The following is a 24,098-nucleotide window of genomic DNA, read 5'->3' as shown; positions in this document are numbered from 1 at the left end:
GTTTTGCCTTCACCGCTATCCGCTATCGGGCTCTCGACGCCGCGCCGGTGGCGGCCGCCGCCCGCAGATCGGGGTTTGAGAACAGGCTGCCCCAGCCGTCAATGCGCGACGGATCGTAGCCGCTCGCGACAAGGCACGCCCACAGCGTCACCGCAATCGAATCGAGCACGGGAACGCCGAACTGCTGTTCCAGCCGCGCGGCGGCGCCGGCGCCCCGCATGTTGGTGCACAGCACCACCGCGGCATCGCAGCCCTCGCGCACCACCTCCTCGATCAGCTTTGCCACATCGGCCTCGCTGACCTCGGCAAAGGAGAAATTGTCCTGCAGGGAGAGATGCCGCTCGGCAAAGCAATGCAGCCCCTCCGAATTCCAGTTGGCGATGATCCTGTCCTGGACATCCCTGCGATAGGGCGTCACCAGCCCGATGCGGCTTGCGCCGATCCGCCGCAACAGGTCGCGATAGGCGAGCACCGTGGTGCAGGCCGTGATCCCGGTCGAAGCCGTGATCTGCTCGCACAGGCTCTCGTCACGATCGAAGCCGAGCCAGCTTGCCGAGGTGCCGTTCCAGGCGATCACATCGACCTTGGCATGCGCCAGCAATTCGGCGGCGCGCAGGATCTCGCTGGCGTCGAACTGGCGGAGCGCTGCTTCGGACAGCGCGATCTCCGTCACCTTGAAGCGTGAGAAATGCGCCGACACGTCATCGATGCCGGCCAGCATCGCACAGGTGATCGGCTCGAGCGCGGTGTTCGAGGACGGCGTCAGCATGCCGAGCCGGACGGGACGTGTCATTCACTGGCCTCATCAACGGGCCGGGCCTTGAACAGGCCCGGCCGCATCCGTTCTAGACTGGTAGCTTGCGGCTGTAGTCGATCAGGGTCGAGCAGATCAACAGCGCAATGCCGGCGGCGGCGAAATACATCAGCGCCAGGAAATAGGAGCCGGTCGCCTGCACGATGAAGCCGACGATCAGCGGTGTCGTGACGCCAGCGATGTTGCCGCCGAGATTCATGCAGCCGCCGAGGAAGCCGGACTTGCCGCGGCCCGCGAGCGCCGACGGAATAGCCCAGTACATGCCGCACCAGCGCAGGAAGAACAGCGTCGTCGACAGCAGCACCACGACCGCGACCGGATTGGAGACATAGGCCACGAGGAAGATCGAGACCGTGGCCATGATCGCGGCGATGCCGAACAGCGTGCGGAACACCGTGTTCGGCGCCCCGCCGCGGGCGCGCCAGCCATCGCCGACCCAGCCGCCGACCAGCTCGCCGACGAAGCCTGCGAAGAAGATAATGAACGAGGCGCCGCCGAGCACTTTGATGTCGAAACCGTGCACCTTGTACAGGTAGTTCGGCATCCAGGTCAGGAGCCCATAGAAGGTGGTGTTGAAGAACATCCAGCCCAGGCACATGCACCACACCGAGCGGAAGCGGAAATAGGCCATCCAGCTTCCTCCCGCCGACGGCGGCGTCGCCGCGTCCTCGATCGCATGTGCCTCCTCGAGATAGCGCGCCTCGGCTTCGTTGACGGACGGGTGCTGCCGCGGCTCGTTGCGGATGTAGTGCCAGGCCCATAGGCCGCACAGCATCGTGCCCACGCCCGCGATGACGAAGGCCATCCGCCAGGAATCGAACGCTGCGATCAGCCACGCGATCACGATCGCTCCGAGCGCGGCGCCGAGCGGCGCGCCGCCGTCGAGCAAGGTGGCACCGCGCCCGCGCTCGGTCTGCGTCATCCAGATCGCGTTGAGCTTGCCGCCGGCCGGATAGATCGGCGCTTCCGACGCGCCGAGGCCGAGCCGGGTCAGGAGCAACAGGAACCAGCTCGTCGACAGCGCCGCGAGCGCCTGGAACGCGCCCCACAGCAGCGTTGCGGACGCAATCACGATGCGCGGCTTGAAGCGATCGGCGAGCATGCCGCCCGGCACCTGCATCAGCGCATAGGTCCAGAAGAACGAACTCAGGATCAGGCCCTGCATCGCCGGATCGATGTCGAACTCCTTAGCGATCAGCGGCATCGCGACCGAGAGCGAGGCGCGATCGATGTAGTTGATCGAGATCAGGAACAGCATCAGCAGGAAGATCTTCCAGCGCACGCCGGTCGGTTTCGCCGCGTCTGCGATCGCGATGGTGGAAACCTGTTCGCTCATTGCTCACCCCCTGTCAGCGGCTTGGTTTTTCCTCGCGTGACCGTTCGCCATTGAAGGTCATCCGCCTGCCCTGCCCCGGTGAAGTCTGTTGCAGACAGCACGAAACGACAAGCACATTTTGCATTCTGCATACAATATCTATTATCTTATTGATATTATATACGAATATTCTTTGTCTGCGCGATGTTTGATCAGGCCGATGATGCGGGTTTAGGCAAACGCTGCCTGATTTCGCTCGCAGGCGGCCCGCTCAACACGTCCTGGTCTCACGTCGAAACGGGTCAGCGCCGCGGCAGTACGCGGAAATTCGATCGTCCAACCTGCTTTGAAAGCATCGATGCGGACCGATCGAGCGCTCCCGCCATTGCCTCGATGGACATCAGGTCCATTGCACGCGATGAACGGAACAATCAGTGCCCACGCAAGCGCAGCCGAATTGGTCGGCCAGATCCGGCGTCTCGTTCGTTCTTCTGTTCGGTGCGGTCAACCTGTTTGCCGACATGACGTATGAAGGCGCGCGCAGTGTCACCGGTCCTTTTCTGGGAATGCTCGGTGCAAGCGGCTTCATCGTCGGTGCCGTCACCGGCTTTGGCGAGTTTCTCGGTTACGCGCTCCGCCTGGTCTCGGGACGCTGGGCGGATCGCAGCCGCCTCTATTGGCCGATCACGCTCGGCGGCTATGTCCTGCAAATGGTTTCGGTGCCCGCGCTCGCCTTGAGTGGAAGCTGGCCGGTGGCCGTCCTGCTCATCCTGCTGGAGCGGATCGGCCGGGCGACACGAAACCCGCCGCGCGACGTCATGCTCGCCCAGGCCGGCAAGCAGATGGGCCGCGGCTGGGCGTTCGGCGTCAACGAAGCGATGGACCAGTTCGGCGCGCTGATCGGCCCCTTGGCCGTCGCGGGCCTGCTCGCCTGGAGGGGAGATTTCCACCTCGCATTCGCATTGCTCGCGCTGCCCGCCGCGATCACGCTGTGTCTGGTCTTCGGTGCGCGCGCCAACTTTCCGAATGCCGGCCGCATCGAGCGGGAACCGCAGACCTCGCAGGTCGGCCGCTATCCGCCGGCCTATTGGTGGTACTGCCTGGGAGCCGGTCTCGTCGGCTTCGGCTTTGCCGATTTCTCGCTGATCTCGTTTCACTTCAGCAGGAGCCAGATCGTTGCGAATGATTGGATAGCCGTTTTCTATGCGCTGGCGATGGGCGCAGGCGGGCTCGGGTCGCTGATCATCGGCAAGCTGTTCGACCGGCTCGGCATGCTCGTTCTCGTACCGGTGACAGTCCTGGTCGCTGCCTACGCACCGCTGGCGTTCTTCGGCGGCTTCACGCTATCGCTGATCGGTGCGCTGCTGTGGGGCATCGGACTGGGCGCTCATGAATCGGTGATGCAGGCTGCAGTCGCGCAGATGGTCGCACAGCAGCGGCTGGGGTCGGCGTATGGCGTGTTCGGAGCGATATTCGGCGTGGCCTGGTTCGTCGGCAGCGCGGCACTTGGCGCCCTCTACGACGTCTCCACCGCAGCAACTGTCGCGATCGCGGTGATAGCTCAACTGCTGGCCATCGTACCGATCGCGATCGCGGCGCGCCGAATGCGAGCGCGTTGAGGCCGCGGCCGGCAAACGCGACGCGCCGGTTCCACCGAAACGGCAAGCGGCCCTGTCATACCAGCTTCGCAATTCGTTGACGTCGCCGGGCGCCGCCGAGGTTGACAGCGCGGACGACAGGGTTTTCTATTCGGGTACGGGGACATGCGATCTCCCCGCGAGGCGACATGCCCAAGAATCGCGTCCAGATCACCAAGGACGCAGCATGTCATTATCTTACACCTCCATCTCATCGGAAAAGCTTTCGCGGCTGATCGGCACGGTAAACGCGCCGACCCTCATCGACGTTCGAACCGACGAGGATTTCGCCGCCGATCCACGACTGATACCCGGCGCGGCGCGCCGGTCGCATCTCGACGTTCAGGACTGGGCCTCGCGAATGACCGGCCAGTCCGTGGTCGTCGTCTGCCACAAGGGTGAGAAGCTCGCCGAAGGCACCGCAGCCTGGCTCCGGTGCAGTGGCGTTTCAGCGGAAATACTCGAAGGCGGACATCTCGGCTGGCGGGCAGCGGAACTTCCGACCGTGCCGGCAGAGAGAATTCCGAAGCGTGACGGGCGCGGCCGCACGGTCTGGGTCACGCGATCGCGGCCGAAGATCGATCGGATCGCCTGCCCGTGGCTGATCCGCCGCTTCGTCGATCCGGCCGCCGTGTTCCTGTACGTCACCTCCTCCGAAGTCGAGGCCGTGGCCGAACGGTTCGAGGCCACGCCGTTCGATATCGAGAATGTGTTCTGGAGCCACCGGGGCGAGCTCTGCACCTTCGACATCATGGTGAAGGAGTTCGGCCTCTCCACTCCGGCGCTGGAACGGCTTGCAACGATGGTGCGCGCGGCTGACACCGCACGGCTCGATCTCTCGCCGGAGGCGCCCGGATTGCTCGCCGCCTCGCTTGGCCTGTCGCGGATGTTCGACGACGATCTCGAGCAGTTGAGCGCCGGTCTGCTGCTTTACGACGCCTTCTATCGCTGGTGCCGCGACGCGACCAAGGAGACGCACAACTGGCCGACCAACAAGGTGAAGCCATGACCGACCTCCCGACGTTCCACATCACGAACGTCGTGCAGCATCTCGCGGGCGTCGTCTGACGAAGGAGCCGCGCATCTCGAAACCTGGGGCGGGATACGACCAGGAGAACGACCATGCAGACACGACGGCTCGCTCACCTGCTTCTCGCCTTGGCAATTGCGGGCGCAGCCGCGCCCGCTTCTGCCCTGACGCAGGACGAATTGGTCGCGAAGCTCAAAGCCGCCGGCTACGCTGATGTGACCGACATCAAGTCGACGGCCGAAGGCACGACCGCCAGGGCGACCAAGAACGGCAAGGAGGTCCGTCTGGTGATCGACAGCAGTGGTCAAGTCAAGGAACGCAATTGAGACGTCACGCGTCTCGAAGCAATCGACATCAACATGACGGAGTGAACGACCATGATGAGATCGACGGTGGCCCTCTGCGCGGCTGCCCTGTGGCCCTGCACGGCACTAGCGGCGGCAGTCGACGCCGGCGGGAACCAGGACTCGGTCGTTGCGTTGGCTCAGGTCGCGACTGTCAGTCCGCCACCGACCGAGAAATTGCACGGCATCGTCGATAGCGTCGACGAACGCAACGACACCATCCGGATCCGCCTGTCCCCTGACAAGGCGGAGCCATTCAAGGTGCAGGACGGCCTGCTGTTCAATGCCGTCCGCTTCGGCGACCCCGTGGAAATCTCGGTGCAGGACATCTCTGGCGCGCCGACGATCGTGGGCCTTTCGAAGGAATAGAGCGAGGGAGCTTGCATCGCCGCAAGCGAACTGAAGCGACCGTGACATCCGTTCAAGGAGCGTGACCATGCGAAACATCATCCCGGCGCTGATTGGAATCGGTGCCTGTTGCGCCGCCGCCGGCGCGAACGCCCAGACGATCGACTGGCAGGTCTTCGCGGAGCCATTTGTCTCGACCGCGCATGCACAGAGCATCGACTGGCAGAAGGTCGATGAGACGCTGGGCCGGAAGCCGGCCGTCACGGACGATGTGCATCGCTACGGCTTTCCGCGGAGCGATCTCACGGTGACTCTTGATGGCGTGACCATCAAACCGGCGCTGGCGCTCGGAGGCTGGGTCGCGTTCAAGCCCGCCCACGATGGCGTCATGGCGATGGGTGACCTGGTGCTGCTCGAATCCGAGATCAACCCGGTCATGATGAAGATGATCGCAAGCGGCCTGCAGATCACCGCCGTGCACAACCACCTGCTCCGCGCGAGCCCGTCGACCTTCTACATGCATATTGCCGGCCACGGCGACCCGATCAAGATCGCCACGGCGATCCGCGATGGACTCGCCGAAAGCAAGACGCCGCTCAAGGCCACGGCGCCGGCTACGCCTCCACCGGCGGTGGATCTCGACACTGCCCAGCTCGATCAGATCATCGGCGTCAAGGGCAAGGCTACCGGCGGCGTCTATCAGTTCAATGTTCCGCGCCGCGATCCGATTTCCCAGGAAGGGATGCCGTTGAGCCCCGGCGCACCGCTCGGCCTCGCCATCGGCATCAACTTTCAGCCGACCGGCGCAGGCAAGGCAGCGATCACCGGCGATTTCGTGCTGACGAGCGAGGAGGTCAACCCAGTCATCATGGCGCTGCGCACGCATGGCATCGATGTCACCGCGCTGCACAGTCACATGCTGGACGAGCAGCCGCGCCTGTTCTTCATGCATTTCTGGGCCAACGACGACGCCGTCAAACTTGCCAAGGGCTTGCGGGCCGCCCTCGACAAGACCGCGAGCTCGAAGAGTTGACTCCATTGCCACCCGACCTGCGATGACGTTCAGGATGACGCTCAGTAGGACAGTGCTGATGAATTCAGTGGCAGAACGGCCGTTCGAACGATTGCGACGATCGATGGCCCGGCCTCTCGCTCTCCCGCTGCGACTTGCCTTTGCAGCCTGCGCGATCGCGGCCGGTGTCGGCTCGGCTGCCGCAGATGCCGACAACGGGAAAGCCAAAGCCGAGGCGTGCGCGACCTGCCATGGCAACAACGGCATCTCGACGATGGAGAATGTCCCCTCGCTCGCCTCGCAGCCCGACCTCTTCCTGCAATGGCAGTTGATCTTCTTCCGCAGCGGCGCGCGCAAGAACGAGACGATGGCGCCGATCGCCGAGCAGCTCAGCAATGAGGACGTCCGCGACCTCGGCGCCTATTTTGCCTCGCTCAAGACGCCCGATTCTTCCACGGCCAAGGCGCCGGACGATCATCCGGAGTTGACCGAGGCCGGCAAACAGGCCGCAGCCGCCGGGCGATGCGCGGCGTGCCACGGCGATAACTACTCCGGAAACAAGGCTGCGGCCCGTATCGCGGGCCAGCGAGAAGAATACATCGTCAAGGCGCTCCACGACTACAAGGCGGGTGCCCGAACCGGAGGCGGCGTGGCCGCCATGGCGGACGTTGCTTATCCGCTGAGCGACGACGCCATCACGGCGCTCGCGCACTACCTTTCGCGCCTTTGATCCATGCCTGGCGTAGCGATCCACTGCGCGCGCGGGCTTGCGTCCACGCGTCGGCATATCCGCGTCGAACTCCTCGATAAGTCTGCTTGCATCCGGCTCCTGCGGCGTTGACAATTTCGTCCTGTTGCCGTTACTAAAGTCTCACGGGGAAGCGATCTCCCCGCGAGGCGACATGCCCAAGAATCGCGTCCAACTTTTCACGAGGACGCTGCATGTCTGCTCCCTTCCGACAATCTTTCAAACATCGTCCACGCTCGTTGATCGACGCCTTCGGCTGTGCGCTTCAGGATGCTGCGGCGGCTAGCGGGATTTGGGCTTTCGCGAGGCGGCCTTCGTCAAGGCATCGCCTGTCCGCCGTGAGACACGAGATTCCGTCTGGGGAGTTTCTGCCGTGATCACGCCCACAATCTCGCAACACAACCGTCTGACCGAAGTGGCCCGCTATTTCCTGCGGCTCGGCTTTCTCGGCTTCGGCGGGCCGGTCGCGCTCGTCGGGCAGATGGAGCGCGAACTGGTCGATGGCAAGAAGTGGCTGACCAAGGATCAGATGAGGGAATCGATTGCGATCTGCCAATCGCTTCCCGGACCGCTGGCAATCCAGGTCGGCATCTACATCTCCTGGCTTCGCGGCGGCTTCTGGGGAGCCTGGGTCGGTGGATGGTGCTTCATCCTTCCCAATTTTGTAATCGTGGCTGCATTGGGAGCCCTCTACGTCCATCTCGGCGATCTCCAGCCGGTCACGGCGATCTTCTACGGCGTCAGCCCTGCGGTCATCGCGCTGATCCTGCACTCCTGCTACCGGCTCGCCAAGCTGGGCATGGAGGACTGGCTGCAATGGGCGATCGCGGCAGTCTGCCTGGCCATTACCGTTATTCTCCAGGCCGAAGTCGCGCTGCTGTTCATCGGCGCCGGAATCGTCGGCATTCTCTACTATGGCAGCCTGTTCACGCGCACGCCCACGACCCTGCCGGGAATCCTGGTCGTGCCGGCCGCCGCAGGTCCCATCGCGCCGACGGTCACCGGCTCCACGCTCTTCAAGCTTCTGCTGTTCTTCCTCAAGGCCGGCGCGCTGACATTCGGCAGCGGTCTCGTCATTGTGCCGTTTCTCGAGCAGGGGCTGGTGCAGCAATACAATTGGCTCGACGAACGGCAATTCCTTATTGCGGTGGCGATCGGCATGATCAGTCCGGGGCCAGTGGTGATTACCGCGACCTTTGTCGGCTACCTTGTGGCTGGTTTTTGGGGCTCGCTGGTCTCCACGGTGGGCATCTTCCTGCCCTCGTTCCTATTGGTGCTGATCGTTGCGCCGCTACTGGCCCGGCATCGCGAAAACGCGAATGTTCAGGGATTCGTCAAAGGTGCCTATGCGGCCGCGATTGGAACCATTCTCGGCGCGTGCATCCTGCTCGGCAAGATCGCGATCGGCGACTGGCTGACAGTGCTGGTCGGCGCGATCTCGCTCGCCGTCCTGTTCCGCTGGAAGGTCAGCAATCCGCTTCTGATCGCTGCGACCGCCGTTGTCGGTCTGATCGCGTATCCATGGCTGCAACCGACCTGGGTGATGGTTCACTGACCGGACGTAGGGGGACGTGATGACATATCCGTTTCGGAGGATATCAGCGGCATCGGCATGCATCGCCATTTTGGCCGGCGCTCCCGCCTTGGCGCAGTCGGGAGACAGCGTCCTGCAGCTCGAGGCCAAGATCTCGTTGGGCGACGTGCGCGGTCGCATCGACCACATGGCGGTCGACCCAGACCGGCAACGGCTCATCGTGGCTGAACTTGGCAACGACACCGTCAGCATCGTGGATTTGGGAAGGAGGAGCGTGATCCAGAGAATCACCGGGCTGAAGGAGCCGCAAGGCGTCGGCTACGAGCCATCCAGCGACACGCTTTTTGTTGCCAATGCGCGGGACGGATCGCTGAAGTTCTTCAAGGGAGAAACCTACGAAGCGGCAGGAGGCGTTGAGCTCGGCAGCGACGCCGACAACATTCGCATCGATGCGGCCGCCAAGCGTGTCGTCATCGGTTACGGAGATGGGGGTCTCGCGGTCCTCGACGCAGCGACGCGCAACAGGACCGAGAATGTCCGCCTGAGGGCGCATCCCGAGAGCTTTCAGCTCGATCCCGACGGCCGGCGCATCTTCGTCAACCTGCCGGATGCCCACGCGGTCGCGGTGGTCGATGGCGCGTCCGGAAAAGCGCTGGCGAGCTGGCCGATGGACAAGGGCGGCAACTTCGCGATGGCCATCGATCGCGATCGCAAGCGAATCCTGGTGGCCTTCCGCAGTCCGCCCGAACTCTCCGTTTTCGCCATGGCCGATGGAAAGCGGATTGCGAGCGTCGAAACTTGCGGCGATATCGACGACCTCTTCGTCGACCGACAGCGCAACCGGGTCTACGCCAGTTGCGGGGCGGGCTTTGTCGATGTGTTTGCGATCGACGGCGCCGTCTATCGCCGGCTGAGCCGCATCCCCACCGCCCGCGGCGCACGCACGTCGTTCTTCGCGCCGGAGCTTGATCGTTTGCTCGTCGCCGCACGGGCAACGTCCAACGAGCCGGCCGCGATCTGGATATTCCGCCCGCTCCCTTAAGGCTCGTGGCCGTGAGGTACGCGCATGTTCACACCCAGCCAGTGCCACGGACGTCTTCACAAGCTACTGATATCGGGCCCGGCGATCATTCTGGGCTTGACGATATGGTCTGCTCCCGCGCGGGCCTATCGCCCCTTCGACGGCACCGATGCCGCCGTCGCCGCTCCCGGCGAAGTCGAGATCGAACTGCAGCCCGCCGGACGTCGGCATGATGTGGAGGGCACGACGCTCGTCGCGCCCGCCACAGTCTTCAACTACGGTCTGAGCGAGAACTGGGAGGCCGTCTTCGAGGGCCAGGGCGAAACCCCGCTCTCGCCTTCCGGGCCCACGAGCCTGACGGCGGCGGGGGCGTTTCTCAAACACGTCATCGTGCCTGGAAGCTTGCAGGACAAGACCGGACCAAGCATTGCCACCGAGTTCGGCGTGCTTCTCCCGGACAGCACCGGAATGTCCGGCGTCGGCGCGAGCCTCGCGGGCATTGTCTCACAACGCTGGGATTGGGGAACGATCCACCTCAACGCCGAGACCGTACTCACCCGCGATCATCACGGCGATGTCTTCATCGGTGCCATCCTCGAAGGACCGTCGAAATGGACGGTCAGGCCGGTCGCGGAAGTGTTCTACGAGAATGAGTTCAGGAAGGAGGAAACGATATCGGCCCTGGTCGGCCTGATCTGGCAGGTTCGCGACAATCTGAGCTTCGACGTTGCGTTTCGGCGGGCCTTCACGAATGGGCACCCTGTCGACGAAATCCGTGCGGGACTGACGTTTGGCTTCCCACTCCGGGTTCTTGACGGACGAGCCACCCATTGATGCGACACGACGTCGATCATTGTGTTGCCCGACGCGGCAAAGCCTCAGCACGCAAAGTTGGGCGAATTTTAGTAAGCATTCTTGACCGACCTTAAGCTCCGAAATCTGCTATCTTCTTGGACGCGATTTCAACTCCGGGGCCGGGAGGCGGAGGTGACGAACTCCGAGGTCAACGAGCCATCAGAGGAACCGGCGCCTCCAAGTGATCCGCCGGAGAAAGCACCATCAGACCGCAATTTCAAACGCCGGCTTTGGGCACGCTTGCGGTCTGTCGGCGGGGCGCTGGCCTCGGTTGCAGCCGTCGGTGCGGTGGCCGGCGGGCTCGTTGGTTACTGGAATGTCTGGAAGACGGTCCGCACCGACGTTTTGGAGGAAGGGCAAAAGACACAGAGAGAGGCTACGGCTCGGCCCGACATCGTTCCTCGCCTATCGCTTGTCGTGCTGCCATTTGCGAACCTCAACAACGATCCGGAGCAGGATTATTTCGCTGACGGTATTGCGACGGACCTGACGACCGATATTGCGCAAATGCCCGGCGCGTTTGTGATCGGGCGTGGGACAGCGTTTACCTATAAGGGCAAGCAGGTCGACCTTAAGACGCTCGGCAAGGACCTTGGCATTCGCTGGGCCGTACAGGGCGCGGTGCAGCGGGCCGGAGATCAGGTTCGTTTGAATGTGTCACTTGTCGACCTGTCAACTGCCCGCGATGTCTGGTCGGACCGCTTTGACGGTGATCGATCGAATCTTGCAGTCCTGCAGGAGCGGGTCACGGCGCGGCTCGCCCGCTCTCTCAACGTTCAACTCGTCGCGGCCGAAAGCCGGCGCGGCCAAATGGACAAGTCAAGGAATCCAGATGCTGTTGATTTCAGCATGCGCGGCTGGGCGAAGCTCTATGAACCGCGGACCAAGGTAACGAACGCACAGGCGGAGGAGCTGTTCGACAGCGCGCTGCGCCTCGATCCGGATAATCTTGACGCAACGCTCGGGAAAGCGTCCTGCCTCGCCGGTCGCGTACTCAGCGGATGGTCAACGTCCGTGGTGGAGGACAAGAAGATCGCAACCACCCTCATTGACCAAGTTCTTGCAAAACGCCCAGCAACCGCAAGCGCGCATGTTATCAGGGGAAACATCCTGCAATATGGAAATCCCGAAGGGGCGTTAGCCGAATACGACGCCGCTTTGGAAATCGATCCTAATTCGCCGATCGCATATGGACAAAAGGGAGGCGCACTTATCTTGGTGGGACGTGCGCGAGAGGCGTTCTCTCCGGTTCAGATCGCTCTGCGGCTGAGTCCCAGGGATCCGTCCACTGGCCTTTGGCAGTTCTTCCGCTGTCATGCTCACACGCATCTACGCGAATATAACGAAGCCCTTGAGGACTGTAGGCGTTCGATCGACCTGAACAAGTCGATCTGGCCCTATGTGGATATGGTTTCGGCTTACGGGACCATAGGTCAACTGGAAATGGCCCAGAACATGTTGGGCGAATTGAATGCAATCCGACCGGACTTCACGGTGCATTGGCTCCAGCAATTCGGTTACGGCCTTTCGAGCAATCCGCAGTTTCGTCGGGAGTTCGACGGCATCCTCGATGGCCTGAGAAAGGCTGGCGTTCGCGAGCAATGAGGCGACAGGATCGCTTCATTGCTTGAAGGATGTTTGCGCCGTAACAGTACTTGCAGCGGGAAACAGCGTGACCGTGTGGATGGCTACGCTGAGGAGCATGGTCGCCATCGACATGTCGTTTCGTGGCCATTCGCGACATACTGCGCCGCCACTCGATGCTCAGGGCCTATGGGTGCGCTCGGCACCCGGCTTTCCCTGCGCCCTCTATAAAGGAGAGGGCGGAACGAAACGCAAAGCTCGGACGAAACATGTCGCGAGAGCGTGGATGCACATCCTCTCAGTCGTCATGGCCTGCGCAGGCGGGCCGTCTAGTACGCCGCGGCCTCACGGCTCAAGCCCTGCCGTCTCTGGGATACTGGATCGCCCGGTCAAGCCGGGCGACGACATCGAGGTCGCGGCAACGGCGAGCGCCACGCCTCCCCCCGCTCAAGCCGGCGTCGGCTCGTTCGACAGCGCCGCGAACACGGTTTCGGGCGAATGGGCGATCACGGCGAGCAGCGCGCGGGCGGGACCGCGCGGCGCGCGCTTGCCCTGCTCCCAGTTCCGGATGGTTTCCACGGGGACGCCGAGCTTGGCGGCGAATTCAAGCTGGGTGAGCTGGGCCCGGCGGCGCAGGTCGCGCACGGCCGGTCGCGACGCCACGGACGGTGCCGCCGCGATGGGCGGCTGCGGGGCGAGCGGGATTTCCTTCCCGTCGCGCAATTCGACGATCCGTCCGTCCGCCTTGAGCCGCAAGCGCTGCATGGTGTCCCCCTCTTGGGAATGGGGGCATCATCGGTGATGGCGATTAAGGCTCGATTAACGATAAGCGAGCCTCTGCCTGCCGCACGTCCCGGGGCTGCATCGCGTGACAACACCCGGCTATTTCAGGCCGAACCACAACGTGGCGATGCCGAGGAAGGAGAAGAAGCCGACGACATCGGTGACGGTCGTGACAAACGTGCCCGAGGCCACCGCGGGATCGGCGCGCACCCGCTCCAGCACCATCGGGATCAGGATGCCGCCGAGCGCGCCGGCGACGAGATTGCAGATGATCGCAAGTCCGATCACCATGCCGAGGCCGGGGATCTTGAACCAGGCCACCGCGGCAACGCCGGTGATGATGGCGAAGGCGATGCCATTGACGAGCCCGACCATGGTCTCGCGCAGCACCACGCGCAGCGCGTTAAAGGACCCGAGCTCGCGGGTGGCGAGCGCGCGCACCGCGACGGTCATGGTCTGGGTCGCGGCGTTGCCGCCCTGGCTTGCCACGATCGGCGCCAGCACCGCGAGCGCCACCATCTTCTCGAGCTGGCCCTCGAACAGGCCGAGCACCGACGACGCCAGGAAGGCGGTTGCGAGATTGACCAGCAGCCAGTTGAAGCGGCCGCGGGCGATGGTCCAGACCGAGTCCGACAGCTCTTCGGGATGGGTGACGCCGCCGAGCGCCTTGAGGTCTTCGTCGGCCTCCTCCTCGATCATGTCGACCACGTCGTCGATGGTGATCACGCCGACCAGACGATCGGTGGTGTCGACCACGGGAGCCGCAATCAGATTGTACTTGCCGAATATCCGCGCGACCTCTTCCTGGTCCTCAAGCGCCGAGATGCGGCGACGGTCTTCTTCGATCACGTGGGTGATCGGCAGGAGGCGACGCGCACGCAACAGCACGTCCAGCGAGACGGCGCCGAGCCAGTGCCGGTTGGCATCGACCACATAGATTTCGTAGAAGCGGTCCGGCAGGTCGGGCGTCTCGCTGAGATGATCGATCGCCTGTCCGACGGACCAGGTCGGCGGCACCGAGATGAACTCGGTCTGCATCCGGCGCCCGGCGGAATTCTCCGGATACAGCAGGCTGCGCTCGATATCCTCGCGCTCGGCGGGCGGCAGCTTCTCCAGGATCTCTTCCTGGTCCTCCTCGTCGAGCCCTTCCAGGAGCTCGACCGCGTCGTCGGATTCCAGCTCGCGGACGCCCTCCGCAACGGTCTCCGGTTTGAGTTCCTCGAGGATCTCCTCACGGACGGCCTCATCGACCTCGTTCAGGGCGGAAAAGTCGAAATCCGTGCCGGTGATCTCGACCAGCGTGACACGGTCCGCCGGCTCGAGGGCCGCGATCAAGTCGCCGAGATCGGCCTTGTGCAGTTCCGCCACCACCCCGCACAGCAACGGCCGGTCGGCGGCTTGGATCGCCCGCGTGATCTCCTCGACGAATTCGTGGCGAAGGCGCCCCTCTCCGTCCCGCATCGGCATGCGGTCAAGGACAACCGTCTCGGCCGGTGCGGCCACGTCGATTTTCTCGGCCATGCCGTAACTCACCGGTTTGACAGGAGTGGAAAACACGGTAATGCGGGAACGGATTACCTAATCGGCAACGGCCTCCGCAATGAGAAATATGTTCATCGGACCGCGATTACTCCCAAATATCTTGGCAATCCTCGTTGCGATCGCGGTTGCGCCGGTCGTCCTGGCCGCACCCGCGCGCGCCGACTGCCCGAACAAGGATGCACTGGGAACCTCGCGGGTGCTGGAGGTCGATCCTGCGACCTATCCGCGTGTGGGGCTGAAGAGTTTTCCGCAGACCTTGCCGCTCGAAGACCACGAGATCGTTCTCACCTTCGACGACGGGCCGACTCCGGGGCTCACCGACAAGGTGCTGGCGGCGCTGTCAGCCGAGTGCGTGCACGCCACCTTCTTCATGGTCGGCCGCGGCGCCGCCGATCATCCCGAGCTGGTGCGCAAAATCGCGCGGCTCGGCCACACCATCGGCTATCACACCTGGGACCATCCCCACCTCAACAAGCTCGCACCGGATGCGGCCGAGGCCAATATCGACAGCGGTATCTCAGCGGTGGAAAAGGCGCTGCACGGAACGTCGAGCACAACACCGACCACACCGTTCTTCCGGTTTCCCTACTTCGAATCGACGCCTCACCTGCTGGACCGGCTCGAAAAGCGCGGTATCGCGGTGTTCGGGGCGGATTTCTGGGCCAGCGACTGGAACAAAATGACGCCCGAAGAGGAGCTGAAATTGCTCACGGGGCGGCTGGAAACGGTCCGCAAGGGAATACTATTGCTCCACGACCCCAGGCAGCAAACGGCGGACATGCTACCGGCCTTCTTGCGGTACCTGCGCGAGCACAATTATCGCGTGGTCCACATCGTTCCGACCGCGGCGAAAACCGTTTCCGCACAGACACATTGAACCGGACGCTGAGGCAGGATTACAAATCGTTAAGGCAGCATTCATGGCGCCGCCGCTAAGGATTCTCCGTTCGATTGGAATGCGGCCGAGGTTCAATGGTTACGAATGTCCTGGTGAGGCTCCGCAAGCGATCATCGATCGCTGCCGGCGCAGCGTTGCTGGGCTGCTTCATGGTGCAGGCCGCGCTTGCGGCGGACTGTCCGGGTAACCCCAACGCGCTCGGCACCTCCCGCACCCTCGTCGTCGATCCCAGGGAGCATCCGCGGATCGGCACCATGCAGTATCCGGAGACATTACCGCTCGCCGATCACGAGGTGGTGCTGACCTTCGACGACGGACCGCTGCCGAAGTACAGCAACCAGATCCTGGCCATCCTCGCCAGCCAATGCGTCAAGGCGACGTTCTTCACCATCGGCAGCCAGGCCAGGGCCAACCCGGAGGGCGTGCGCAAGCTCATTGCGGCCGGGCACACCGTCGGCACGCACAGCCAGAACCATCCGCTGACCATGAACAAGATGCCGGTCGACAAGGCCAGGCAGGAAATCGACGACGGCATCGCCTCGACGCTCGCCGCACTCAACGGCGACAAGAGCAAGCTGGCGCCGTTCTTCCGGATTCCCGGCTTGATGCGCGCCGCGGCCGTGGAGGACTATCTGGCCTCGCAAGGCATCCAGGTCTGGAGCGCCGACTTCCCGGCCGACGACTGGCGGCACATCTCGCCGCAGCGGGTGTACGACCTCGCCATACAGCGGATCGAGGCCATGGGCCGAGGCATCCTGCTGCTGCACGACATTCAGCCGCGCACCGTCGCGGCGCTGCCGCGAATCCTGAGCGAGCTGAAGGCGCGCGGCTACCGCATCGTCCACGTCGTGCCCGCGACACCGGACCGGCCGGCAACGCCGACCCAGCCGCAACAATGGTACCTGCACCCGCCGACCGAGACGGTGGCGATCTCGCGCTGGCCGGCGATCCCGAATTTCGTCTTCACCGCGACAAAGACGCTGCCGGCGCCGGCATTTTCCGACGCGGACTGGCACGACGCCGAGATCCTCGATCACGCGCAGCGTGCCCATGTCGTCTGGCTGAGCCGGACGCAGTGGCCGCAGCCGCAGCTTGCGCAGACGGCCTCCCTCTCCACGCTTCCGATTCCTGCGGCGAGCGTGTTTCGGATTCCGGAAGCGCGACGCCTGACGCTGCTCGCTGCCCGTCCCCACCGCCCCGCGACACAGGCCTGGTCCGCGCGCCAGGCGAAGCATCCCAGACAGGCCGTGCATCAGGCGCCCGGCGCGGCGCGCGGCAAAGGTGCACTTCCCGCGCAGCGTGCCAACGCTCCGGCGCAGCAAGGCAACCCGATCGATCTCGCCAACCTGCGGAAGCGGTCGCCGCGCGCAGAAGCGACGGCGACCGTCAAGCGCGTGGCGGACTAAATTAGTTGGTTACGATCTTGGCGATGCAGAGCAGGATCACCAGCGCCAGGAAGAACAGATCGATATAGGCCTTGATCTCGCCGGCATGCCTGAGCACCGTGACGTCGCCGATGATCTGCTTGCGCGACGCCGCGGCATTGGGCCCCTCGCCGGTTGCCGAAGCCAGCCGCCGCGTCTCGCCCTCCAGCCGCTCGACGCGCTGGAAGAAATAGAAGGAGCGCAAGGCCGAGAACGCATGCATCGCCGCATAGACCAGCATCAGGATCGCGACGGTGGCGCGCTGCTCGTACTTCTCGAGGAAGTTCAAACTGAAGTAGACCAGTCCCAGAAATACGAAATTGGAGAGGATACGGTAGGCATAGCTCAGAAACGTCATCAGGCGCTCCGGGTGAAGCTGGCTTGCGGCCCGCGATCGGGAGAATCAATCAGGCCGGCCGGCAGCGCGGGGCCATACATCCGCAACTCTACGCGACCGGTATTACGGAAAAGGTATCGACCAGCCCCGCCGGCCCAAAACCAGCCGGGTACGGCGTATTCCGGTCGGGAAAGCGGCCAGGCAAGGCCAAATTGTATTGGGAGTGATGGTGCGCTCGGAGGGACTCGAACCCCCACGGTGTTACCCACTGCCACCTCAAGGCAGCGCGTCTACCAATTCCGCCACGAGCGCTTTGGGATGCCGGATGGAACCCCTAGGGCGCCGCCGGATCGACGGCGCCATGTAACAAATCACGGATGCAGGGACAAGGCAGTTCGTGAATGAATTAACTACCGAACATCGGGGGATTTCGGCAGCATCTGCTTGACCTCGACCGCAATCCGGTTGCGGTCGACCAAAACGACGCCGCTGGCCACCGGAAGGTTGTTGGCGAGGATCTTGACCTCGTCGGCCTCGGTGGCGTCCAGTTCGATGATGGCACCGCGGGATAGCCGCATCACCTGGTGGATGGGCATGGTCGTCGTGCCGAGCACCACCATGAGGTCGACGCTGACTTTATCGAGGGTAGCCACTTCTGAACCGCCGAACTGGAACTAAATTGTGGGTTCACCTGACCATGTTAGGGTTAGCCAATGGTTAACGACCGCCAAAGCCTTGATTTGACGACCTTTGCCCTGCCGGCCGGCAGCGGTGCGGTCGAATGGCGGATTTCGGACGCCCCGGTGCCCTACCCCGATTCTCTTCGCGCCATGGACGCCCGGGTGGCCGCGATTGCCGAACGGACCGCGTCGGAGCTGGTGTGGCTGCTGGAGCACCCTCCGCTCTACACATCCGGGACCAGCGGCAAGGCCGGCGACCTGCTCACGCCGCGGTTTCCGATCTTCCAGAGCGGCCGCGGCGGTCAGGTGACCTATCACGGCCCCGGCCAGCGGGTCGCCTATGTGATGCTCGACCTGAAGCAGCGCCGGCCCGACGTGCGCGCCTATGTCGCTTCGCTGGAGGAATGGATCATCCGCACGCTCGCGGCCTTCAACGTCCGCGGCGAGCGCCGCGAGGACCGCGTCGGCGTCTGGGTCCGCCGCCCGGACAAGGGGCCGGGACACGAGGACAAGATCGCCGCGATCGGCGTCCGGCTGCGCCGCTGGGTCTCGTTACATGGCATCGCCGTCAACGTCGAGCCCGACCTCTCCCATTTCCAGGCGATCGTGCCCTGCGGCGTGGTCGATCCGCGCTATGGCGTCACCTCGCTGGTCGACCTCGGGCTGCCCGTGACTCTGGCCGATGTCGACATCGCGCTCCGGCAGGCTTTTGCCGAGGTGTTCGGCGACGCCGAAGCGCGCCTGCCGGAAGCAACGGTGTAGGACCTAGGCCGCCTTCTGCGGCGCGACCTCGAGCTTGCCGGCGATGTAGCGCCGCTCCTGGGTCAGGCCGCCGAAGCCATAGGCGTCGCCCTTCACTTCATCGACATGGGCGTAGCTCTCGGTGTGGAGCGGGCCGAGCAATTCGCCCATCCGCTTGAACAGGGCGGCGAGATAGGCCGCCTTCTCATCCTTGGTGTTGGTGCCTTCGGTGACATGGATGTCGAGCCAGTAGCTCGCGAGCCCCTGCGCGGCGAGCGACTTGCCGCCGGCGAACCAATCGGCGGCGTCGGCCGCCTTGACGATGATCGCGGTGACCTTGGGGTCCTTGTGCAGGATCTTGGCGGTGAGCTCCGACACCGCGGCAGCAATGTCGGACTTGAGCGTCGGCGACTGGCGAGTGGTGGCGTAGGTAACTGTGATGAGGGGCATGACAGGTCTCCTTGAATTCCCTTGGCGCGCGTGAACCGCGCCTCTTCCAGCTAGACCTTTCCGCATCATGTTGGTATCTTATCTATGCCAGTAACAATGATAAAGATTATTGATGATGACCCTTGACATCGACACCGTGCGGGCCTTCCTTCTCGTCGCCGAGCTGCAAGGCTTCACCCGCGCCGCCGAGGCGCTCGGCACCACGCAGGCCGCGATCAGCATGAAATTGCAGCGGCTCGAAACGGTGCTCGGCAAACGTCTGGTCGAGCGCTCACCGCGCGCGGTGCGGCTGACAGCGGACGGCTCGGCCTTCCTGCCGAACGCCCGCGCGCTGATCGAGGCGCATGACCGCGCGCTGTCGGGCGAGGCGCCGGCACGCCAGCAACTCACGCTCGGGATCAGCGACCATGCCACCGGCCCCGAGCTGGTGCCGCTGCTGGAACGGCTGCATGCCATGGCCTCGCAGCTCGCACTTGCCGTGACCATCGGCTTCTCGCGCAGCATGCTCGACGCCTACGATGCCGGCGAATTCGACGCAGTGATCGTGCGCCAGGAAGGCAGCCGGCGCGGCGGCGAGAAGCTGGCCGATGACGAGTTCGGCTGGTTCGCGACCAAGCGCTTCGTGTGGCCGCGCGGCGATGCGCTGCCGCTTGCAACACTGGCACCGCCCTGCGGCGTCCGCGCCCTCGCCGTTCGCGCGCTCGACAAGGCCGGCATCGATTGGACCGAAAGCTTCATCGGCGGCGGCGTCACGGCCGTCGCGGCCGCTGCGCTCGCGGGCCTTGCCGTCGCACCGCTCGCCCGGCGTATCGCGCCGGCGGGCCTGATCGATGTCGGCCCCGCACACAAGCTGCCGCGTCTCGCCGGATCAAAGGTGATGCTGTATTCGAAAGTCAGCGACCCGGCGAAGCTGGCCGCCTTGCGGACATTGGCGGCGACATTTCGAAGCGTCGCCGCCGCGGCGTGACACAACTCACAAGGTCACCTCGAGCACGCCGCACGCCGGGCCTTCGAACTCAGCCCGGTCCACGATCACCAAGGAGATTGTGCCTTACACGGTCGGCAGGACCGAGAACCGCTCCCCCGCCCCGCGGAGGTTCAGAAGATCGGAGTTGCCGGCTTCGGCCTGCACGGCACCGACCCGGGCCGACACCGGTCCGCGGCTGCAGACCGCGATCATGTCGGCAACGATGTCGTCGGGCCCGGAAAACACCGCCTCGACGCAGCCGTCGCGGCGATTGCGAACCCAGCCTTCGAGGCCGCGCGAGACCGCCTGCTCCTCGAGCCAGGCGCGATAGCCGACGCCCTGCACACGGCCGCGAATAGTGACGTGGCGAATTGCGCTGCTCACGTCCTCAGCCCCAGGAATTCGGCGCTGCGCGCCTTGGTCTCCGCCTCGCGCATCGCGCGGCCGGTAAGTTCGGACGAGGCGACGCCCTTCAAGTTCTTCGGCGAGGCGCCTTCGCGCAGCGTCTTCAGCGTCTCGTAGACGGCTTGGGTTGCGGCCGCGAACGGTGCGTGGCCCTGCAGCGCGATCCTGACGCGTTGGCTCGCAAGATAGTCCAACGCCGTCATCTCCTCCGGCGCGCCGCCGAGCACGATCGGCAGCTTCGTCGCAACCGAGAGTGCCTCGAGCTCGCCGCGCGACTTGATGCCGGTGAAGAACAGCCCATCGACGCCAACCGCCTCATAGGCCCTGGCGCGCGCGATCGCGTCATCGAGATTGGTGATCGAGACCGCACCGGTACGGCCCAGGACAACGAGCGACGGGTCGCCGCGGCCATCGAGCGCGGCCTTCATCTTGCCGACGCCCTCTTCCAGCGAAATCAACTGCGTCTTCGTCTGCCCGAACGCCTGCGGCAGCAGCGTGTCCTCGATGGTGAGGCCCGCGGCGCCGGCAGCCTCCAACTCCTGTACGGTGCGGCGGACGTTGAGCGCGTTGCCGTAGCCGTGATCGGCATCAACGAGGAATGGCAGTGTTGAAGCCCGCGACATCCGTCGCACCTGCTCGGCAAGCTCGGTCAGCGTGATCAATGCGATGTCGGGATCGCCAAGCACGGCAAGCGAGGCCACCGAGCCGCCGAACATGCCGAGCTCGAAACCAAGATCCTCCGCGATCCGGATCGACGTCGCGTCGTAGACCGAGCCTGGACGAATGCAAGTCGACCCATTGAGAATCGATCGCAGTGCTTCGCGGCGTTTGCGGAAAGCCATCCGATGTCTCCTGACTTTTGACTTGCCGTCATTGCGAGGAGCTCGCGACAAAATTGCGAAGCAATTTTGCGCTGAAACGACGAAGCAACCCATTCTTTCTTCTCGAGGAAGGATGGATTGCTTCGCTTCGCTCACAATGACGGAACTGTTGCTCTTGCTATGCGAACTCCAGGATCAATGCATCGACCGCCAATGTGGCACCAGCGGCGGCGTGAATTTTCTTCACCATGCCGTCGCGCTCGGCGCGCAGCACGTTCTGCATTTTCATGGCTTCGACCACGGCAAGCGTCTCGCCGGCCTTGACCTCCTGGCCCTCGGCCACCGCGATCGACACCACGAGACCGGGCATCGGACACAGCAGCTTCTTGCCGGTGTCGGCTGCCGAGATCACCGGCATCAGCCGGGCCGACGTCGCCTCGGTTTCGGTGAAGACATAGACCGGTACCTCGTAGCCCTGATGTGCCAGGCGGAAACCGTTGCTGATCGCACGCACCTGCACGGCCACGAAGTTGCCGTCGATCGTGCCCTGCCAGACCGGCTCGCCCGGCACCCAGCTCGACACCAGATTGTGTGGATTGCCTGGCAGCCCGTCGGCGCCGATGAAGCGCACCGCAATGGCGTCGTCTTCGCGCGCGACGTCGAGCGCAATCTCCGCACGATCGAGCCAGACCGCGCGGCGACGCTCCCGCTGCACGACGCGACCACCCATCTGGCCGGAGATCTGCCGCTTGCGTTCGCCCAGCACGTGATCGATCGCAGCACCGACCGCCGCCAGCCGCCGCGCGATCTCTCCCTCCGGCGGACGCGCCGAAAATCCCTTCGGGAATTCCTCCGCGATGAAGCCGGTCGAAAGGCGTCCCTCGCGCCAGCGCGGATGGGTCATCAAAGCCGACAGGAACGGAATGTTGTGCCTGATGCCGTCGACATAGAACGCATCGAGCGCGGTCGCCTGCGCCTCGATCGCCGCGGCACGCGACGGCGCGTGGGTGACCAGCTTGGCGATCATCGGATCGTAATGGATCGAGATCTCGCCGCCTTCCTGGACGCCGGTGTCGTTGCGGATCGTGACGCCGTCATGGCTTGCTTCCGCGGGCGGACGGTACTTCACCAGGCGCCCGATCGACGGCAGGAAGTTGCGGAACGGATCCTCGGCATAGACGCGTGATTCCACCGCCCAGCCGGTCAAGGTGACATCCTTCTGCGCGATCGCAAGCTTCTCGCCCGCGGCAACGCGGATCATCTGCTCGACGAGGTCGATGCCGGTGACCAGTTCAGTCACAGGATGCTCGACCTGCAGGCGAGTGTTCATCTCGAGGAAGTAGAAACTCTTGTCCTGGCCGGCGACGAATTCCACGGTGCCCGCGGAATCGTAGTGCACGGCCTTGGCCAGCGCGACCGCCTGTTCGCCCATCTTGCGGCGAGTCGTTTCATCGAGCAGCGGCGACGGTGCCTCCTCGATGACCTTCTGATTGCGGCGCTGGATCGAGCATTCGCGCTCGCCCAGATAGATCACGTTGCCATGCTTGTCGCCGAGCACCTGGATTTCGATGTGCCTGGGATCGACGATGAATTTCTCGATGAAAACGCGGTCGTCGCCGAACGACGATTTGGCTTCCGCTTTCGCCAGATTGAAGCCCTCGGCGACTTCCTTCTTCGAATGCGCGATGCGCATTCCCTTGCCGCCGCCACCCGCGGAGGCCTTGATCATGACGGGGTAGCCGATCTCTTCAGCGATCTGCACCGCGTGCCTGTCGTCTTCGATGACGCCGAGATGGCCCGGCACCGTGGAGACCTTCGCCTTGGCGGCGGCCTTCTTGGATTCGATCTTGTCCCCCATCGCGGCGATGGCGCCGGGGTTCGGGCCGATGAACACGACGCCGGCTGCCTCCAGCGCGCGCGGAAACGCTTCGCGCTCGGACAGGAAGCCGTATCCGGGGTGCACAGCCTCGGCACCGGTCTTGCGGCAGGCATCGACGATCCTGTCGATCAAAAGGTAACTCTCGGCCGCGGGTGGCGGACCGATCAGCACGGCCTCATCTGCCATCTCGACATGCAGCGCGTCGCGGTCTGCCTCGGAAAAGACGGCGACCGTCTCAATCCCCATACGGCGCGCAGTCTTGATGACCCGGCAGGCGATCTCGCCGCGGTTGGCGATCAGAATTCGTTTGAACATGCTCTTCTTGGGCTTCGACGTGGATTGTTCGATTTGGATTGTTTGACTTGGCAGGATCCTCCCCGCGCAATCTGGCACGGGCGATTGAGCGTCACCAGTCCGTGGTACAGCAAAACGCCGCGGAGGCAACGGTCTAATCGCGGCCCTGCCCTGCCTTCGACGATAGCCGGAGCGGTATTCAGCCCGAATAGGTCCTGAAGCGGCCGCGCGAATAGGCTTGCGAGACGGCCTTCATCAGTTCGCTGATCTCGCTCTCCAGGAATTCACTGGCAACGACCAGCGCACGGATGGTCGCGCGCATGTCCCCGCCACAGGCCGCGATGGCCTGATCGACGGCCGCCTCCAGCCCGTCATCGTGGTCGGATTGGGGCTTGGTGGAGGTCATGGACGTGATCCGGATCAGTTGATGAAGCAATGTTCTTATTTTGTTCTCATCAAGTCAATCCGTCGATTGGGGCTGAGCGCTCCTTGCCGGAATATTTTTCCGCACAGCGGACAGCATCGACACTGGGCGCAGCCAGTAAGTTCGAACAACGCACCAAATCAGATCGGCCGCGATCCCGGATGTTCGCTCTCAACGCGCTTGGTTGGATCACGCCAGCCTGTGCTAGAAG

Annotated in this window: 25 protein-coding genes and 1 tRNA gene; 14 read left to right on the top strand and 12 right to left on the bottom strand. The window is 63.9% G+C overall.

Translation table 11 applies throughout. From position 1 onward, the window contains the following. Nucleotides 1-22 precede the first annotated feature (22 nt). A complete protein-coding gene (locus tag P6U30_RS16420) occupies nucleotides 23-793 on the bottom strand; it encodes an aspartate/glutamate racemase family protein (RefSeq protein ID WP_407169964.1) in 771 nt (256 codons plus the stop codon). Between the two features lie 52 nt (nucleotides 794-845). Continuing rightward, a complete protein-coding gene (locus tag P6U30_RS16415) occupies nucleotides 846-2,150 on the bottom strand; it encodes an MFS transporter (protein WP_407169963.1) in 1,305 nt (434 codons plus the stop codon). Nucleotides 2,151-2,563: 413 nt separating this feature from the next. On the opposite strand from P6U30_RS16415, the gene P6U30_RS16410 reads away from it, so the two are divergent. The 10 genes from P6U30_RS16410 to P6U30_RS16365 all read left to right on the top strand — a co-directional run bounded on the left by P6U30_RS16410 (nucleotide 2,564) and on the right by P6U30_RS16365 (nucleotide 12,263). Beyond that, nucleotides 2,564-3,748, top strand: coding sequence for an MFS transporter (locus P6U30_RS16410; protein ID WP_407169962.1), 1,185 nt, complete (start codon nucleotides 2,564-2,566; stop codon nucleotides 3,746-3,748). A 205-nt stretch (nucleotides 3,749-3,953) separates the two neighbouring features. Further along, nucleotides 3,954-4,775: a chromate resistance protein ChrB domain-containing protein gene (locus P6U30_RS16405; protein WP_407169961.1), complete on the top strand. Its 822-nt coding sequence runs from the start codon at nucleotides 3,954-3,956 to the stop codon at nucleotides 4,773-4,775. A gap of 113 nt (nucleotides 4,776-4,888) precedes the next feature. Beyond that, on the top strand, nucleotides 4,889-5,122 hold the full coding sequence (locus P6U30_RS16400; RefSeq protein WP_407169960.1) for a PepSY domain-containing protein: 234 nt from the start codon (nucleotides 4,889-4,891) through the stop codon (nucleotides 5,120-5,122). Nucleotides 5,123-5,173: 51 nt separating this feature from the next. Beyond that, complete coding sequence (locus P6U30_RS16395) at nucleotides 5,174-5,509, top strand: hypothetical protein (protein WP_407169959.1); 336 nt, start codon at nucleotides 5,174-5,176, stop codon at nucleotides 5,507-5,509. Between the two features lie 67 nt (nucleotides 5,510-5,576). Continuing rightward, on the top strand, nucleotides 5,577-6,521 hold the full coding sequence (locus tag P6U30_RS16390; RefSeq protein ID WP_407169958.1) for a DUF1259 domain-containing protein: 945 nt from the start codon (nucleotides 5,577-5,579) through the stop codon (nucleotides 6,519-6,521). 103 nt (nucleotides 6,522-6,624) lie between these two features. After that, nucleotides 6,625-7,230: a c-type cytochrome gene (locus tag P6U30_RS16385; protein ID WP_407169957.1), complete on the top strand. Its 606-nt coding sequence runs from the start codon at nucleotides 6,625-6,627 to the stop codon at nucleotides 7,228-7,230. Between the two features lie 391 nt (nucleotides 7,231-7,621). Further along, nucleotides 7,622-8,803 carry a chromate efflux transporter gene (chrA, locus tag P6U30_RS16380; protein WP_407169956.1) on the top strand — a complete coding sequence of 394 codons (1,182 nt, stop codon included), beginning with the start codon at nucleotides 7,622-7,624 and terminating at the stop codon, nucleotides 8,801-8,803. Nucleotides 8,804-8,822: 19 nt separating this feature from the next. Beyond that, nucleotides 8,823-9,824 (top strand): YncE family protein, encoded by a 1,002-nt coding sequence (locus P6U30_RS16375; RefSeq protein WP_407169955.1) that lies wholly within the window; start codon nucleotides 8,823-8,825, stop codon nucleotides 9,822-9,824. Nucleotides 9,825-9,848: 24 nt separating this feature from the next. Continuing rightward, the gene (locus P6U30_RS16370) at nucleotides 9,849-10,637 is read left to right on the top strand and encodes a hypothetical protein (protein WP_407169954.1); all 789 of its coding nucleotides are present in this window, start codon (nucleotides 9,849-9,851) and stop codon (nucleotides 10,635-10,637) included. 153 nt (nucleotides 10,638-10,790) lie between these two features. After that, on the top strand, nucleotides 10,791-12,263 hold the full coding sequence (locus tag P6U30_RS16365; protein WP_407169953.1) for a tetratricopeptide repeat protein: 1,473 nt from the start codon (nucleotides 10,791-10,793) through the stop codon (nucleotides 12,261-12,263). A gap of 426 nt (nucleotides 12,264-12,689) precedes the next feature. Here P6U30_RS16365 and P6U30_RS16360 read toward each other — a convergent pair whose 3' ends face one another. Then, entirely contained in the window at nucleotides 12,690-13,007 is a 318-nt protein-coding gene (locus P6U30_RS16360) for a helix-turn-helix domain-containing protein (RefSeq protein WP_407169952.1), read from the bottom strand. A gap of 117 nt (nucleotides 13,008-13,124) precedes the next feature. Further along, nucleotides 13,125-14,546 carry a magnesium transporter gene (mgtE, locus tag P6U30_RS16355; RefSeq protein WP_407169951.1) on the bottom strand — a complete coding sequence of 474 codons (1,422 nt, stop codon included), beginning with the start codon at nucleotides 14,544-14,546 and terminating at the stop codon, nucleotides 13,125-13,127. A gap of 79 nt (nucleotides 14,547-14,625) precedes the next feature. Here mgtE and P6U30_RS16350 point away from each other — a divergent pair, with 79 nt between their 5' ends. After that, nucleotides 14,626-15,444 (top strand): polysaccharide deacetylase family protein, encoded by an 819-nt coding sequence (locus tag P6U30_RS16350; RefSeq protein ID WP_407169950.1) that lies wholly within the window; start codon nucleotides 14,626-14,628, stop codon nucleotides 15,442-15,444. A 95-nt stretch (nucleotides 15,445-15,539) separates the two neighbouring features. Continuing rightward, nucleotides 15,540-16,871, top strand: coding sequence for a polysaccharide deacetylase family protein (locus P6U30_RS16345; RefSeq protein ID WP_407169949.1), 1,332 nt, complete (start codon nucleotides 15,540-15,542; stop codon nucleotides 16,869-16,871). A 1-nt stretch (nucleotide 16,872) separates the two neighbouring features. On the opposite strand, the gene P6U30_RS16340 is transcribed toward P6U30_RS16345, so the two are convergent. From P6U30_RS16340 to P6U30_RS16330, 3 genes are all read right to left on the bottom strand, one after another. Then, entirely contained in the window at nucleotides 16,873-17,247 is a 375-nt protein-coding gene (locus P6U30_RS16340; RefSeq protein ID WP_407169948.1) for a hypothetical protein, read from the bottom strand. Nucleotides 17,248-17,453: 206 nt separating this feature from the next. Next, a tRNA-Leu gene (locus tag P6U30_RS16335) sits at nucleotides 17,454-17,538 on the bottom strand. 98 nt (nucleotides 17,539-17,636) lie between these two features. Then, the gene (locus P6U30_RS16330) at nucleotides 17,637-17,879 is read right to left on the bottom strand and encodes a FliM/FliN family flagellar motor switch protein (protein WP_066505938.1); all 243 of its coding nucleotides are present in this window, start codon (nucleotides 17,877-17,879) and stop codon (nucleotides 17,637-17,639) included. Nucleotides 17,880-17,939: 60 nt separating this feature from the next. On the opposite strand from P6U30_RS16330, the gene lipB reads away from it, so the two are divergent. Then, nucleotides 17,940-18,668 carry a lipoyl(octanoyl) transferase LipB gene (lipB, locus tag P6U30_RS16325; protein WP_407169947.1) on the top strand — a complete coding sequence of 243 codons (729 nt, stop codon included), beginning with the start codon at nucleotides 17,940-17,942 and terminating at the stop codon, nucleotides 18,666-18,668. A gap of 3 nt (nucleotides 18,669-18,671) precedes the next feature. On the opposite strand, the gene P6U30_RS16320 is transcribed toward lipB, so the two are convergent. Then, nucleotides 18,672-19,097 (bottom strand): 4-oxalocrotonate tautomerase family protein, encoded by a 426-nt coding sequence (locus P6U30_RS16320; protein WP_407169946.1) that lies wholly within the window; start codon nucleotides 19,095-19,097, stop codon nucleotides 18,672-18,674. A 109-nt stretch (nucleotides 19,098-19,206) separates the two neighbouring features. Between P6U30_RS16320 and P6U30_RS16315 the strand changes: the two genes are divergently transcribed. Continuing rightward, nucleotides 19,207-20,064: a LysR family transcriptional regulator gene (locus P6U30_RS16315; protein WP_407169945.1), complete on the top strand. Its 858-nt coding sequence runs from the start codon at nucleotides 19,207-19,209 to the stop codon at nucleotides 20,062-20,064. An 84-nt stretch (nucleotides 20,065-20,148) separates the two neighbouring features. Here the strand turns inward: P6U30_RS16315 and P6U30_RS16310 are convergent, their stop codons facing one another. The 4 genes from P6U30_RS16310 to P6U30_RS16295 form a co-directional block, all read right to left on the bottom strand. Further along, on the bottom strand, nucleotides 20,149-20,448 hold the full coding sequence (locus P6U30_RS16310; protein WP_407169944.1) for an acylphosphatase: 300 nt from the start codon (nucleotides 20,446-20,448) through the stop codon (nucleotides 20,149-20,151). Then, nucleotides 20,445-21,311 carry an oxaloacetate decarboxylase gene (locus P6U30_RS16305; RefSeq protein WP_407169943.1) on the bottom strand — a complete coding sequence of 289 codons (867 nt, stop codon included), beginning with the start codon at nucleotides 21,309-21,311 and terminating at the stop codon, nucleotides 20,445-20,447. The genes P6U30_RS16310 and P6U30_RS16305 overlap by 4 nt, the downstream gene beginning before the upstream one ends. A 157-nt stretch (nucleotides 21,312-21,468) precedes the next feature. After that, nucleotides 21,469-23,484, bottom strand: coding sequence for an acetyl-CoA carboxylase biotin carboxylase subunit (locus tag P6U30_RS16300; protein WP_407169942.1), 2,016 nt, complete (start codon nucleotides 23,482-23,484; stop codon nucleotides 21,469-21,471). Nucleotides 23,485-23,662: 178 nt separating this feature from the next. Beyond that, nucleotides 23,663-23,869 (bottom strand): hypothetical protein, encoded by a 207-nt coding sequence (locus P6U30_RS16295; RefSeq protein WP_407169941.1) that lies wholly within the window; start codon nucleotides 23,867-23,869, stop codon nucleotides 23,663-23,665. Nucleotides 23,870-24,098: the final 229 nt, after the last annotated feature.

Origin of the sequence: Bradyrhizobium sp. ORS 111, assembly GCF_045571485.1 — a bacterium.
In the GTDB taxonomy this organism is placed as follows: Bacteria; Pseudomonadota; Alphaproteobacteria; order Rhizobiales; family Xanthobacteraceae; genus Bradyrhizobium.
This window is presented reverse-complemented; position numbering and strand designations above follow the sequence as displayed.

Excerpts from the sequence above, each read along its gene's own strand:
- P6U30_RS16420 (WP_407169964.1), bottom strand. The coding sequence starts at position 793 with ATGACACGTCCCGTCCGGCTCGGCATGCTGACGCCGTCCTCGAACACC.
- P6U30_RS16415 (WP_407169963.1), bottom strand. The coding sequence starts at position 2,150 with ATGAGCGAACAGGTTTCCACCATCGCGATCGCAGACGCGGCGAAACCG.
- P6U30_RS16405 (WP_407169961.1), top strand. The coding sequence starts at position 3,954 with ATGTCATTATCTTACACCTCCATCTCATCGGAAAAGCTTTCGCGGCTG.
- P6U30_RS16400 (WP_407169960.1), top strand. The coding sequence starts at position 4,889 with ATGCAGACACGACGGCTCGCTCACCTGCTTCTCGCCTTGGCAATTGCG.
- P6U30_RS16395 (WP_407169959.1), top strand. The coding sequence starts at position 5,174 with ATGATGAGATCGACGGTGGCCCTCTGCGCGGCTGCCCTGTGGCCCTGC.
- P6U30_RS16390 (WP_407169958.1), top strand. The coding sequence starts at position 5,577 with ATGCGAAACATCATCCCGGCGCTGATTGGAATCGGTGCCTGTTGCGCC.
- P6U30_RS16385 (WP_407169957.1), top strand. The coding sequence starts at position 6,625 with ATGGCCCGGCCTCTCGCTCTCCCGCTGCGACTTGCCTTTGCAGCCTGC.
- P6U30_RS16375 (WP_407169955.1), top strand. The coding sequence starts at position 8,823 with ATGACATATCCGTTTCGGAGGATATCAGCGGCATCGGCATGCATCGCC.
- P6U30_RS16370 (WP_407169954.1), top strand. The coding sequence starts at position 9,849 with ATGTTCACACCCAGCCAGTGCCACGGACGTCTTCACAAGCTACTGATA.
- P6U30_RS16360 (WP_407169952.1), bottom strand. The coding sequence starts at position 13,007 with ATGCAGCGCTTGCGGCTCAAGGCGGACGGACGGATCGTCGAATTGCGC.
- mgtE (WP_407169951.1), bottom strand. The coding sequence starts at position 14,546 with ATGGCCGAGAAAATCGACGTGGCCGCACCGGCCGAGACGGTTGTCCTT.
- P6U30_RS16350 (WP_407169950.1), top strand. The coding sequence starts at position 14,626 with ATGAGAAATATGTTCATCGGACCGCGATTACTCCCAAATATCTTGGCA.
- P6U30_RS16345 (WP_407169949.1), top strand. The coding sequence starts at position 15,540 with ATGGTTACGAATGTCCTGGTGAGGCTCCGCAAGCGATCATCGATCGCT.
- P6U30_RS16340 (WP_407169948.1), bottom strand. The coding sequence starts at position 17,247 with ATGACGTTTCTGAGCTATGCCTACCGTATCCTCTCCAATTTCGTATTT.
- lipB (WP_407169947.1), top strand. The coding sequence starts at position 17,940 with ATGGTTAACGACCGCCAAAGCCTTGATTTGACGACCTTTGCCCTGCCG.
- P6U30_RS16320 (WP_407169946.1), bottom strand. The coding sequence starts at position 19,097 with ATGCCCCTCATCACAGTTACCTACGCCACCACTCGCCAGTCGCCGACG.
- P6U30_RS16305 (WP_407169943.1), bottom strand. The coding sequence starts at position 21,311 with ATGGCTTTCCGCAAACGCCGCGAAGCACTGCGATCGATTCTCAATGGG.
- P6U30_RS16300 (WP_407169942.1), bottom strand. The coding sequence starts at position 23,484 with ATGTTCAAACGAATTCTGATCGCCAACCGCGGCGAGATCGCCTGCCGG.
- P6U30_RS16295 (WP_407169941.1), bottom strand. The coding sequence starts at position 23,869 with ATGACCTCCACCAAGCCCCAATCCGACCACGATGACGGGCTGGAGGCG.